Annotated in this window: 13 protein-coding genes; all 13 read left to right on the top strand. The window is 54.8% G+C overall.

Going from position 1 to position 13112, the window contains the following annotated elements; genetic code table 11:
- Positions 1-2 precede the first annotated feature (2 nt).
- The 13 genes from wzb to cpsB all read left to right on the top strand — a co-directional run bounded on the left by wzb (position 3) and on the right by cpsB (position 13045).
- On the top strand, positions 3-446 hold the full coding sequence (wzb, locus tag ACQG2G_RS14265) for a low molecular weight protein-tyrosine-phosphatase Wzb (RefSeq protein WP_013097882.1): 444 nt from the start codon (positions 3-5) through the stop codon (positions 444-446).
- A gap of 2 nt (positions 447-448) precedes the next feature.
- Positions 449-2611, top strand: a complete 2163-nt coding sequence (gene wzc / locus ACQG2G_RS14260; RefSeq protein WP_151347962.1) for a tyrosine-protein kinase Wzc — start codon at positions 449-451, stop codon at positions 2609-2611.
- A 108-nt stretch (positions 2612-2719) separates the two neighbouring features.
- Positions 2720-3562, top strand: coding sequence for a colanic acid biosynthesis glycosyltransferase WcaA (wcaA, locus tag ACQG2G_RS14255; RefSeq protein WP_014832623.1), 843 nt, complete (start codon positions 2720-2722; stop codon positions 3560-3562).
- Complete coding sequence (gene wcaB, locus ACQG2G_RS14250) at positions 3562-4053, top strand: colanic acid biosynthesis acetyltransferase WcaB (RefSeq protein ID WP_248766572.1); 492 nt, start codon at positions 3562-3564, stop codon at positions 4051-4053. The genes wcaA and wcaB overlap by 1 nt, the downstream gene beginning before the upstream one ends.
- Positions 4050-5267: a colanic acid biosynthesis glycosyltransferase WcaC gene (gene wcaC, locus ACQG2G_RS14245; RefSeq protein ID WP_047023870.1), complete on the top strand. Its 1218-nt coding sequence runs from the start codon at positions 4050-4052 to the stop codon at positions 5265-5267. Before wcaB ends, wcaC begins: the two co-directional genes overlap by 4 nt.
- Entirely contained in the window at positions 5242-6462 is a 1221-nt protein-coding gene (gene wcaD / locus ACQG2G_RS14240) for a colanic acid polymerase WcaD (RefSeq protein WP_013097877.1), read from the top strand. Before wcaC ends, wcaD begins: the two co-directional genes overlap by 26 nt.
- A 16-nt stretch (positions 6463-6478) precedes the next feature.
- The gene (gene wcaE / locus ACQG2G_RS14235) at positions 6479-7225 is read left to right on the top strand and encodes a colanic acid biosynthesis glycosyltransferase WcaE (protein ID WP_013097876.1); all 747 of its coding nucleotides are present in this window, start codon (positions 6479-6481) and stop codon (positions 7223-7225) included.
- A 15-nt stretch (positions 7226-7240) separates the two neighbouring features.
- A complete protein-coding gene (gene wcaF, locus ACQG2G_RS14230) occupies positions 7241-7789 on the top strand; it encodes a colanic acid biosynthesis acetyltransferase WcaF (protein WP_013097875.1) in 549 nt (182 codons plus the stop codon).
- Between the two features lie 24 nt (positions 7790-7813).
- Positions 7814-8935, top strand: coding sequence for a GDP-mannose 4,6-dehydratase (gene gmd / locus ACQG2G_RS14225; protein ID WP_003863514.1), 1122 nt, complete (start codon positions 7814-7816; stop codon positions 8933-8935).
- Between the two features lie 2 nt (positions 8936-8937).
- Complete coding sequence (fcl, locus tag ACQG2G_RS14220) at positions 8938-9903, top strand: GDP-L-fucose synthase (protein ID WP_013097874.1); 966 nt, start codon at positions 8938-8940, stop codon at positions 9901-9903.
- A gap of 2 nt (positions 9904-9905) precedes the next feature.
- A complete protein-coding gene (locus tag ACQG2G_RS14215; RefSeq protein WP_348595883.1) occupies positions 9906-10385 on the top strand; it encodes a GDP-mannose mannosyl hydrolase in 480 nt (159 codons plus the stop codon).
- Positions 10382-11605 carry a colanic acid biosynthesis fucosyltransferase WcaI gene (gene wcaI, locus ACQG2G_RS14210; RefSeq protein WP_013097872.1) on the top strand — a complete coding sequence of 408 codons (1224 nt, stop codon included), beginning with the start codon at positions 10382-10384 and terminating at the stop codon, positions 11603-11605. The genes ACQG2G_RS14215 and wcaI overlap by 4 nt, the downstream gene beginning before the upstream one ends.
- A 3-nt stretch (positions 11606-11608) precedes the next feature.
- Entirely contained in the window at positions 11609-13045 is a 1437-nt protein-coding gene (gene cpsB, locus ACQG2G_RS14205; RefSeq protein ID WP_045294484.1) for a mannose-1-phosphate guanyltransferase, read from the top strand.
- The last annotated feature ends 67 nt before the right edge of the window (positions 13046-13112 follow it).

Genomic DNA, 13112 nt, shown 5'->3' with positions numbered 1-13112 from the left:
CGATGTTTAATAAAATTCTGGTGGTATGCGTGGGGAACATTTGCCGTTCCCCAACGGCTGAGCGGTTGCTGAAACACTACCAGCCCGAGCTCACCGTCGAATCTGCAGGGCTGGGCGCACTGGTCGGTAAAGGTGCCGATGAAAGCGCCGCGAGCGTGGCCCGCGATCACAACCTTTCTCTTGACGGGCACTGCGCCCGCCAGGTCACCGGCCGCATGTGCCGGGAGTATGACCTGATCCTGACGATGGAAAAACGCCATATTCACTCGCTATGCGAAATCGCACCGGAGATGCGCGGCAAAGTGATGCTGTTTGGTCACTGGGAAAACGAACGCGAAATCCCCGATCCCTATCGCAAAAGCCGTGAGGCCTTTGAGGCGGTGTATACCTTACTTGACCAGTCTGCCCGTCAGTGGGCGCAGGCACTGAAAGCTCAGCAGGGATAACAATGACAGAAAAAACAAAACCTTCTGCCGCCCCGATTTCGGGCAGTGATGAAATCGATATTGGTCGCCTGGTCGGCACCGTCATAGAGGCGAAGTGGTGGGTACTTGGGATCACCGCCGTGTTTGCCGCCGCGGCGATCGTCTATACGCTGTTTGCGACACCCATCTATAGCGCCGATGCGCTGGTGCAGATTGAGCAGAACACCGGCAACTCGCTGGTGCAGGATATTGGCTCTGCCCTGGCGAACAAACCGCCTGCCTCCGAGGCCGAAATTCAGCTGATCCAGTCGCGTCTGGTGCTGGGCAAAACGGTTCACGATCTGGGGCTTGATATCTCCGTCACCAAAAATACCTTCCCGATATTTGGTGCCGGCTGGGATCGCCTGACCGGGCATAGCAACGACACGGTAAAAGTTACCGACTTTGTGCTGCCGAAAGGGAGCGCGGATCAAACCTTTACCCTGACCGTGCTAGGGCCGAAGCAGTATCAGCTGACCAGCGACGCGGGCTTCAGCGCGCGCGGTGAAGTGGGGCAGATGCTGACAAAAGATGGCGTCAGCATGATGGTGAGCGCTATTCAGGCGCAGGAAGGCAGCGAGTTTACCGTCACCAAATTCTCCACCCTGGGGATGATCAACAATCTGCAAAACAACCTGACGGTCACCGAAAATGGCAAGGACACGGGTGTCCTGAGCATGACCTTTACCGGTGAAGATAAGGATCAAATCCGCGAAATTCTCAACAGCATTACCCGCAACTACCTTGAGCAGAACGTCGAACGCAAGTCGGCTGAAGCGGCGAAAAGCCTGGCCTTCCTCGCCAGACAGCTCCCGGAAGTGCGCGCACGTCTGGATGACGCAGAGAACAAACTGAACGCGTTTCGTCAGGATAAAGACTCCGTCGATCTGCCGCTGGAAGCGAAATCGGTGCTCGATTCGATGGTCAACATTGATGCGCAGCTTAATGAGTTGACCTTCAAAGAGGCGGAAATTTCTAAGCTCTACACCAAACGTCACCCGGCCTATCGCACGCTGCTGGAAAAACGTCGCACCCTCGAAGAGGAAAAAGCGAAGCTTAATGACCGCGTCACCGCGATGCCAAAAACGCAGCAGGAGATTGTGCGTCTGACCCGCGACGTGGAATCCGGCCAGCAGGTCTATATGCAGTTGCTGAACAAACAGCAGGAGCTGAAGATTACCGAAGCCAGTACCGTCGGCGACGTGCGTATTGTTGACCCGGCCATTACCCAGCCTGGCGTACTGAAGCCGAAGAAAGCGCTGATTATCCTCGGCAGCATTATCCTCGGCCTGATGCTCTCCATTGTTGGTGTGCTGCTGCGCTCGCTGTTCAACCGCGGTATCGAAAGCCCGCAAGTGCTGGAAGAAAACGGTATCAACGTTTACGCCAGTATCCCGCTCTCCGAATGGCAGAAGTCGCATGACCGGGTCAAAAGCGTCAAAGGCGTCAAGCGTTACAAACAGAGTCAGCTGCTGGCAGTGGGTAACCCGACGGACCTGGCAATTGAAGCGGTGCGCAGCCTGCGTACCAGTCTCCACTTCGCCATGATGCAGGCCAAAAACAACGTACTGATGTTAACCGGTGTCAGCCCGTCGATAGGTAAGACCTTTGTCTGTGCCAACCTGGCGGCGGTGGTCAGCCAGACCAATAAACGGGTACTGCTGATCGACTGCGATATGCGTAAGGGTTATACCCACGAGCTGCTGGGGACCAATAACGTCAACGGTCTGTCGGAAATCCTGCTTGGCAAGGGTGAGATTAGCCAGAGCGCAAAACCGACCAGCATCCCGAAATTTGACCTCATCCCACGTGGTCAGGTGCCGCCAAACCCATCCGAACTGTTGATGAGCGACCGCTTTGCCGAGCTGGTGGAGTGGGCGAGCAAAAACTATGACCTGGTGCTGATCGATACACCACCAATTCTGGCCGTGACCGATGCGGCCGTGGTCGGTCGCCTGGCGGGAACCACGCTGATGGTGGCGCGCTATGCGGTGAACACCCTGAAGGAAGTGGAAACCAGCCTGAGCCGCTTCGAGCAGAACGGCATTGAGGTGAAAGGGGTGATCCTGAACTCCATCTTCCGCCGTGCGACCGGGTACCAGGATTACGGGTATTACGAGTACGAATATAAGTCTGACAGCAAATAACAATCCCCCTCACCCTAACCCTCTCCCGAGGGGAGAGGGAACTGCCCGGTGCAGCTATTCTCCCTCTCCCTTTGGGAGAGGGGCGGGGTGAGGGATCAGGGGAAGACCATGACCACACAACGCCCTTTAGTTTCTATTTATATGCCGACATGGAATCGTCAGCAGCTGGCGATCCGTGCAATCAAATCTGTGCTGCGCCAGGATTACGATAACTGGGAGCTGATCATTGTTGATGACTGTTCCTCTTCGTATGAGCAGCTGCAAAAGTTTGTCACCGACCTTAATGACCCGCGCGTCAGCTACACCCATAACGCGATCAACTCCGGGGCGTGTGCGGTGCGTAATCAGGCGATTATGCAGGCCAAAGGGCAGTATCTGACCGGCATCGATGACGATGACGAATGGACACCAAACCGTCTGTCCATTTTCCTGTCGCACAAGGAACAACTGGTCACGCACGCTTTCCTGTATGCCAACGACTATGTCTGTCAGGGCGAGGTTTACTCGCAGCCTGCCAGCCTGCCGCTATACCCGAAATCACCATACTCTCGCCGCCTGTTCTACAAGCGCAACATCATTGGCAATCAGGTGTTCACCTGGGCGTGGCGCTTTAAAGAGTGCCTGTTCGATACCGAACTGAAGGCCGCGCAGGATTACGACATCTTCCTGCGGATGGTGGTGGAGTATGGCGAGCCGTGGAAAGTGGAAGAGGCCACGCAGATCCTGCATATCAACCACGGGGAGATGCAAATCACCTCCTCGCCAAAAAAATTCTCGGGTTACTTCCATTTTTACCGTAAGCATAAGGATAAGTTTGACCGTGGCAGCCGGAAGTACCAGCTCTTTACCCTCTATCAGATCCGCAATAAGCGGATGACCTGGCGTACCTTGCTGACGCTGTTTTCCGTGCGCAACGGCAAGCGACTGGCTGATGGACTGCGGGGGAAATAATGTTTCTGGAAGATTGCCGCGCTAACAGCTGGAGCCTGCGCCCGTGCTGCATGGTTCTGGCGTACCGCATCGCGCATTTCTGCTCGGTGTGGCGTAAGAAAAATGTTCTGAACAACCTCTGGGCGGCACCGGTTCTGGTGCTGTACCGGATTATCACCGAATGCATTTTTGGTTATGAAATTCAGGCTGCGGCCACCATCGGCCGCCGCTTTACCATTCACCATGGCTATGCGGTGGTCATCAATAAGTTCGTGGTCGCCGGGGATGATTTCACTATTCGTCATGCGGTCACCATCGGTAACCGGGGGCCGGAGAGCCTGGCCTGTCCGGTTATCGGCAACAACGTCGAGCTGGGGGCGAACGTGGTGATCATTGGCGACATTACCATTGGTAACAACGTCACGATTGGTGCAGGCAGCGTGGTGCTGGACAGCATCCCGGATAACGCGCTGGTAATGGGCGAAAAAGCCCGCGTGAAGGTGATCAAATGAACATTCTGCAATTTAACGTCCGTCTCGCCGAAGGCGGAGCAGCCGGTGTGGCGCTGGATCTGCACCAGCGTGCGCTGCAAAAAGGACTTCAGTCTCGTTTTATCTACGGCTACGGCAAAGGCGGTAAGAAAAGCGTCAGCCACGATATCTATCCGCAGGTGCACAAGCAGACGCCACGTCTGACGTCTGTCGCCAACATTGCGCTGTTTCGTCTGTTTAACCGCGATCTGTTTGGCAACCTGAACAACCTCTATCGTACGGTCACGCGAACCTCCGGCCCGGTTGTGCTTCATTTTCACGTGCTGCACAGCTACTGGCTGAACCTGCAAGAGGTGGTGACGTTTTGCCAGAAGGTACAGGCTCACAAGCCGGATACCCGCTTCATCTGGACGCTGCACGACCACTGGAGCGTGACCGGGCGCTGCGCGTTCACCGACGGCTGTGAAGGCTGGAAAAACGCCTGCCAGAAGTGTCCGACATTAACCAATTACCCGCCGGTGAAAGTGGATCGCGCTCACCAGCTGGTGGACGGAAAACGTCAGCTGTTCCGCGACATGCTGTCGCTCGGCTGCACGTTTATCTCCCCAAGCCAGCATGTGGCCGATGCCTTCAACAGTCTGTATGGGGCAGGGCGGTGTCAGATCATCAACAACGGGATCGACGTGGCGACGGAAGCGATTCTGGCCGAGTTGACCCCGGTTGCGGAAACCGCAGGCAAACCGAAAATCGCAATCGTCGCGCATGACCTGCGTTACGACGGCAAAACCAACCAGCAGCTGGTGCGCGACATGATGGCGCTGGGTGACAAAATCGAACTGCATACCTTCGGCAAATTCTCGCCGTTCGATGGCGCTAACGTGGTGAATCACGGGTTTGAAACGGATAAGCGCAAGCTGATGAGCGCCCTCAACGGGATGGATGCGCTGGTGTTCAGCTCGCGCGTCGATAACTACCCGCTGATCCTCTGCGAAGCGCTCTCGATTGGCGTGCCGGTGATCGCCACCCACAGCGATGCGGCGCGTGAAGTGCTGGAAAAATCGGGCGGGAAAACGTTCGCGGAACAGGAGGTGCTGCCGCTGGTGCAACTGCCGAAGCCGCAGATTGCGCAGGCCGTTTTTGGCACTGACCTGGAATCGTTCCGCAACCGCAGCCGCAAGGCCTACAGTGGACAACAGATGCTGGAGGAATATGTCTCGTTCTATCAGAGTCTGTAGTTATCTGCTGCTGCCGCTGATCTATCTGCTGGTCAACGTCAAAATTGCCCAGCTCGGCGAAAGCTTCCCGATAACCATTGTGACCTTCTTGCCTGCTCTGCTTCTGTTGTACGTCGATAAAATCAACCTCAAGAAGCTGATGATTGCCTTAGGGATGGGCTTTGGCCTGACGCTGTTTAACTACATCTTTGGCCAGTCGCTGGATCCCAGCAAGTACGTCACCTCTACCATGCTGTTTGTTTATATTGTCATTATTATTGGCATGGTGTGGAGTATTCGTTTTAAAACTATTTCTCCGCACAATTATCGGAAAATCCTCAGGCTCTTTTATATTGCCGTTGCGTTAATTGTTATGCTTGCTGCACTGGAAATGGCACAAATTATTCTCACCGGTGGTAGCAGCCTGATGGAGATAATTTCGAAATATCTCATTTACAGTAACAGCTATGTACTGAACTTCATTAAGTTTGGCGGTAAGCGTACGACAGCCCTCTATTTTGAACCGGCGTTTTTCGCTCTGGCGTTAATCTCAATTTGGCTCAGCATCAAACAGTTTGGTATCAAAACCCCTAAGACCGATGCTATGATTCTTGCAGGAATCGTTCTGTCTGGTTCGTTCTCAGGGGTCATGACATTTATCCTGTTTTACCTCCTGGAGTGGGCATTCCAGTACCTGAACAAAGATGCGATTAAGAAAAAGCTGCCGCTGGCGATCATCTCCCTGACGGTATTTTTAGTAGGCGTGATATTTGCATTCCCGTATATCTCAGAGCGTCTGGGAGATTTGGGAACGGAAGGCTCATCGTCCTATTATCGCATTATCGGGCCGCTGGTGATGGTGGGTTATTCCTTAACCCATATCGACGGTGTAGTAAGATTCGGCTCACTTTACGAATATGTTGCATCATTCGGAATCTTTAACGGTGCGGATGTCGGTAAAACCATAGACAATGGCCTGTATCTGTTAATTATTTATTTTTCGTGGTTCGCCGTACTGTTGACGCTCTGGTATCTGTTTAAAGTTTTCAAAATGATGATTAACGCGTTTGGGGATAACCAGAACTTTCGCGTGCAGCTTTATCTGTTTACGCCAGTGTCGCTGTTTTTTACGGGGTCAATATTTAGCCCGGAATATGCTTTCTTGATTGTCTGTCCGTTTATTCTGCGCAAAGCGCTTAATATTACGAACGTATGACGAAATGAGGTGATTTATGTTTCTTAGCGTCATTACTGTTGCCTTTCGTAATTACGAAGGGGTGGTAAAAACCTGGCGCTCGCTGCGCAACCTGGCGCGCGATCCGAGTCTCAGCTTTGAGTGGATCGTGGTCGATGGCGGCTCGAACGATGGCACGGCGGAGTTTCTGGAAAAACTCAACGGTGAGTTCAACTTACGCTTCGTTAGCGAGAAAGATAAAGGCATCTACGATGCGATGAACAAAGGCATTAACATGGCGCAAGGCCGTTATGCCATCTTCCTTAACTCGGGCGATGTGTTCCATGACGATGTAGCCCAGTTTGCCCGTCAGCTGGCGCGCCAGAAAGACGACGCGATGTATATTGGCGATGCGCTGCTCGATTTTGGCGACGGGCATAAAATTTGCCGCAGCGCGAAACCCGGCTGGTATATCTATCACAGTTTACCGGCAAGCCATCAGGCCATTTTCTTCCCGGTAAAAGGTCTGAAAAAACAGCCTTACGATCTGCAGTATAAAGTGTCATCAGATTATGCCCTGGCCGCCAGTCTGTATAAATCAGGCTACCCGTTCCGTCGAATTAAAGGGCTGGTGTCTGAATTTTCAATGGGCGGTGTATCCACCTCGAATAATCTGGAATTGTGCCAGGATGCAAAAAACGTACAGCGTAAGATATTACGCGTGCCCGCATTCTGGGCGGAATTGTCTTATTTATTCCGCCTACGCACTACGGGTAAAACGAAAACCTTATATAACAAAGCCTGAATATAAGGAAATGTAATGCAGGATCTTAACGGGTTCACCGTGCCGAAAGGTTTTCGGGGCGGGAACGGAATTAAAGTGCAGTTATGGTGGGCCGTTCAGGCCACCTTATTTGCCTGGTCACCGCAAATACTGTATCGCTGGCGTGCCTTTTTATTGCGTCTGTTTGGCGCAAAAATCGGAAAAAACGTAGTTATTCGTCCATCGGTAAAAATTACTTACCCCTGGAAATTAACGCTTGGCGATTACGCCTGGGTAGGGGATGACGCCGTGTTATATACCCTTGGCGATATCACGATTGGTGCAAACGCAGTGGTGTCACAGAAGTGTTATTTGTGTACCGGCAGCCACGATTTTATGAGTCAGCATTTTGATATTACCGCTTCGCCAATTGTGATTGGCGAAAAATGCTGGCTGGCAACAGATGTATTTGTTGCACCTGGTGTTTCTGTTGGCGATGGCACGGTAGTCGGTGCCCGCAGCAGCGTTTTTAAATCGCTACCGGCAAATAAAATTTGCCGTGGCAACCCCGCAGTGGTGATACGCGAACGCGTTGAAACTGATTAAATTCATAAGTAGAGGAATATAAACATGTCTAAAGTCGCTCTCATCACCGGCGTTACCGGGCAGGATGGTTCTTACCTGGCAGAGTTACTGCTGGAAAAAGGTTATGAAGTTCACGGTATTAAGCGTCGTGCTTCTTCTTTCAACACGGAACGTGTGGATCATATTTACCAGGATCCGCATGCGGCGAACCCGAAATTCCATCTGCACTACGGCGACCTGACCGATACCTCCAACCTGACCCGCATCCTGCAGGAAGTACAGCCGGATGAAGTTTACAACCTGGGCGCGATGAGCCACGTAGCGGTTTCTTTCGAATCCCCGGAATACACCGCTGACGTTGACGCCATGGGTACGCTGCGTCTGCTGGAAGCGATTCGTTTCCTCGGCCTTGAGAAGAAAACCCGTTTCTACCAGGCATCCACCTCTGAACTGTACGGTCTGGTGCAGGAAATCCCGCAGAAAGAGACCACCCCGTTCTACCCACGTTCTCCTTACGCGGTAGCCAAACTGTATGCCTACTGGATCACCGTAAACTACCGTGAATCTTACGGCATGTACGCCTGTAACGGCATTCTGTTTAACCACGAATCCCCACGTCGTGGCGAAACCTTTGTGACCCGTAAAATTACCCGCGCTATCGCCAACATCGCTCAGGGTCTGGAATCCTGCCTGCACCTCGGCAATATGGACTCCCTGCGTGACTGGGGCCATGCCAAAGACTACGTGAAGATGCAGTGGATGATGCTGCAGCAGGAGCAGCCAGAAGACTTCGTGATTGCGACCGGCGTGCAGTACTCCGTCCGTCAATTCGTGGAAATGGCTGCCGCACAGCTGGGTATCAAACTGCGCTTCGAAGGCACTGGCGTGGAAGAGAAGGGGATCGTTGTCTCTGTGACCGGCCATGACGCACCGGGCGTGAAACCAGGTGATGTGATTGTGCAGGTTGACCCGCGTTACTTCCGTCCTGCGGAAGTGGAAACCCTGCTGGGCGACCCAACCAAAGCGCACGAGAAACTGGGCTGGAAACCAGAAACCACGCTGCAGGAGATGGTCTCTGAGATGGTAGCCAAAGATCTTGAAGCAGCGAAAAAACACTCCCTGCTCAAATCTCATGGCTACGAGGTTGCCATCGCGCTGGAGTCCTGAGAATGACAAAACAACGTATTTTTGTCGCCGGTCATCGCGGAATGGTGGGTTCCGCGATTGTTCGCCAGCTGGAGCAGCGCGGTGACGTGGAAGTGGTTGTCCGTACCCGCGACGAGCTGAATCTTCTCGATAGCCGTGCGGTACAGGACTTCTTTGCCAATGAACGTATCGATCAGGTGTATCTGGCGGCGGCAAAAGTGGGCGGCATTGTCGCTAACAACACTTACCCCGCAGATTTCATCTACGAGAACATGATGATTGAGAGCAACATAATTCACGCGGCGCATCTGCACAACGTGAACAAGCTGTTGTTCCTCGGCTCATCCTGTATCTACCCGAAAATGGCGAAACAGCCGATCGCCGAGAGCGAACTGCTGCAGGGGACGCTGGAAGCAACCAACGAGCCGTACGCCATTGCCAAAATTGCCGGGATCAAGCTGTGCGAGTCCTACAACCGTCAGTACAACCGTGACTATCGCTCGGTAATGCCGACCAACCTGTACGGGCCGCACGATAACTTCCACCCGAGCAACTCGCACGTGATCCCGGCGCTGCTGCGTCGTTTCCACGAGGCGACCGCCGAGAACGCACCGGATGTGGTGGTGTGGGGCAGCGGCACGCCGATGCGCGAATTCCTGCACGTGGATGACATGGCCGCGGCCAGCATTCACGTGATGGAGCTGGATCGCGAGGTGTGGCAGGAGAACACCGAGCCGATGCTGTCGCACATCAACGTTGGCACTGGCGTGGATTGCACCATTCGCGAGCTGGCGCAGACTATCGCTCAGGTGGTGGGCTATAAGGGCCGCGTGGTGTTTGACGCCACCAAACCGGACGGCACGCCGCGCAAACTGCTGGACGTCACCCGTCTGCATCAGCTGGGCTGGTATCACGAGGTGTCGCTGGAACAAGGGCTGGCAAGTACCTACCAGTGGTTCCTGGAAAACCAGCACCGCTTCCGGGGGTAACAATGTTTTTAAGTCAGGAAGATTTTGCCACGGTAGTGCGCTCCACTCCGCTCATCTCAATTGATTTGATCGTGGAGAACGAACGCGGCGAGTTCTTGCTGGGGAAACGAACCAATCGTCCTGCTCAGGGCTTCTGGTTCGTGCCCGGCGGGCGCGTGCAGAAGGATGAGACGCTGACCAACGCGTTTGAGCGTCTCACTCTGGCGGAACTGGGCCTGCAACTGCCGATGGCAGCAGGCCAGTTTTACGGGGTCTGGCAGCACTTCTATGACGATAACTTTTCAGGCACCGACTTCACCACGCACTACATCGTGCTGGGGTTCCGCCTGAAGGTGAGTGAGGCAGACCTGCGTCTGCCTGATTCTCAGCACGACGACTACCGCTGGCAGACGCCAGAGGCGCTGCTGGCCAGCGACAATGTGCATGACAACAGTCGTGCCTATTTCCTGGCCGATCGTCAGTCTGAGGTGCCGGGACTATGAAGATCCTCGTATATGGAATCAACTACTCGCCGGAATTGACCGGTATCGGGAAATACACCGGCGAGATGGTCGAGTGGATGGCGAGCCAGGGACATGACGTGCGGGTCATTACCGCGCCGCCGTACTACCCGGAATGGAAAGTGGGCGAGCGCTACTCCAGCTGGCGCTATCGCCGCGAAGAGGGCGCTGCGACCGTCTGGCGTTGCCCGCTGTACGTGCCGAAGCAGCCCTCGACGCTGAAACGTTTAATTCATCTGGGCAGCTTTGCCCTGAGCAGTTTCTTCCCGCTGATGGCGCAGCGTCGCTGGAAGCCGGATCGCATCATCGGCGTGGTACCGACGCTGTTCTGCACGCCGGGCATGCGGCTGCTGGGCAAGCTCTCCGGAGCGCGCACGTTGCTGCACATTCAGGATTATGAAGTCGACGCCATGCTGGGCCTGGGGATGGCAGGTAAAGGCAAGGGCGGCAAAGTGGCGAAACTCGCCAGCGCTTTTGAGCGCAGCGGTCTGCATAACGTGGATTATGTCTCCACCATCTCGCGCTCGATGATGAACAAAGCGCAGGAGAAGGGCGTCGCGCCGGAAAAGGTGATCTTTTTCCCGAACTGGTCCGAAGTGGCCCGTTTCCGTGACGTAACAGAACACGACGCGCAGGCGCTTCGCGCAGAGCTCGGTTTGCCTGATGACCAAAAAATCATTCTTTATTCAGGCAATATCGGCGAAAAGCAGGGGCTGGAGAACGTTATCGAGGCGGCTCAACAGCTTAGCGAACATCCGTGGATGTTTGTGATTGTCGGTCAGGGCGGCGGAAAAGCGCGTCTGGAGAAGATGGCAAGCGAACGCGGCCTGACTAACGTGAAATTCTTCCCGCTTCAGTCTTACGAGGCGCTGCCTGCGCTGCTGAAGATGGGTGACTGCCATCTGGTGGTGCAAAAGCGCGGCGCGGCGGATGCGGTGCTGCCGTCCAAGCTGACCAACATTCTGGCCGTGGGCGGGAACGCCGTGATCACGGCAGAAGCCGAAACCGAATTAGGCCAGCTGTGTGACAGCTACCCGGGGATCGCCGTTTGCGTGGAGCCGGAATCGGTTCCGGCGCTGGTGACCGGAATTGAACAGGCACTCGCCATGCCAAAAGTGAACACGGTGGCACGTGAATATGCCGAACGCACGCTCGAGAAAGAGAACGTGCTGAGCCAATTTATTGCAGATATACGGGGATAAATCATGAGTCAAACCACGTTGTATCCGGTTGTGATGGCAGGTGGCTCTGGTAGCCGGTTGTGGCCGCTGTCCCGCGTGCTCTATCCAAAACAGTTCCTCTGCCTGAAAGGGGATCTCACCATGCTGCAAACGACGGTTAACCGTCTGCAGGGTGTGGAGTGTGAAAGCCCGGTGGTGATTTGTAACGAACAGCACCGCTTTATTGTTGCCGAGCAGCTGCGCCAGCTGAACAAACTCACAGAAAACATCATTCTGGAGCCTGCCGGACGAAATACCGCCCCAGCCATTGCCCTGGCGGCGCTGGCGGCAAAACGCAGCAGCCCGGATTGCGATCCGCTGATGCTGGTCCTGGCGGCAGACCACGTCATTCAGCAGGAAGAGGCGTTCCGCGACGCAGTGCGGGCGGCCATTCCTTACGCAGAAAGCGGCAAGCTGGTGACCTTCGGCATCGTGCCGGATCTGCCAGAAACCGGCTATGGCTATATCCGCCGCGGCAGCGTGACGCCGGGCGAAGGCGACAGCGTGGCGTTTGACGTGGCGCAGTTCGTTGAGAAACCGAATCTGGAAACCGCGCAGGCCTACGTTGCCAGCGGTGAATACTACTGGAACAGCGGTATGTTCCTGTTCCGCGCCGGTCGCTATCTGGAAGAACTGCAAAAGTATCGTCCGGATATCCTGGGCGCCTGCGAAAAAGCCATGAACGTGGTGGATCCGGATCTCGACTTTATTCGCGTCGACGAAGCCGCTTTCCTCGCCTGCCCGGAAGAGTCCATTGACTATGCGGTGATGGAGCGCACGGCGGATGCGGTGGTGGTGCCGATGGATGCAGGCTGGAGCGATGTTGGCTCCTGGTCCTCCCTGTGGGAGATCAGCGCGCATACCCCGGAGGGTAACGTCCATCACGGTGATGTGATTAGCCACAAAACCGAGAACAGCTACGTCTACGCCGAATCCGGCCTCGTGACCACGGTGGGGGTGAAGGATCTGGTGGTCGTCCAGACCAAAGACGCCGTGCTGATTGCCGACCGTAACGCCGTGCAGGACGTTAAAAAGGTGGTGGAGAAGATCAAAGCCGACGGTCGCCACGAGCACCATATTCACCGCGAAGTGTACCGGCCGTGGGGCAAATACGACTCCATCGATGCGGGCGAACGTTACCAGGTGAAGCGCATTACCGTGAAGCCGGGCGAAGGCCTGTCGGTACAGATGCATCACCATCGTGCCGAGCACTGGGTGGTGGTGGCGGGTACCGCCAAAGTGACCATCGACGGTGAAGTGAAACTGCTCGGTGAAAACGAGTCAATTTATATTCCGCTGGGGGCGACACACTGTCTGGAAAACCCAGGGAAGATACCTCTCGATTTAATTGAAGTGCGCTCCGGCGCGTATCTGGAAGAGGACGATATTGTCCGTTTCCAGGACCGCTACGGCCGGGTGTAACCGCTTCGCATCATGCCCGGTGGCGCTGTGCTTACCGGGCCTACGAATGAATAAAAAATATTTTGCC

It is taken from the genome of Enterobacter cloacae complex sp. 382A5 (assembly GCF_050031095.1).
Taxonomy (GTDB): Bacteria; Pseudomonadota; Gammaproteobacteria; order Enterobacterales; family Enterobacteriaceae; genus Enterobacter; species Enterobacter cloacae.
Note: the sequence above shows the minus strand (reverse complement) of the source record. Positions and strands in the feature narration are given on the sequence as shown.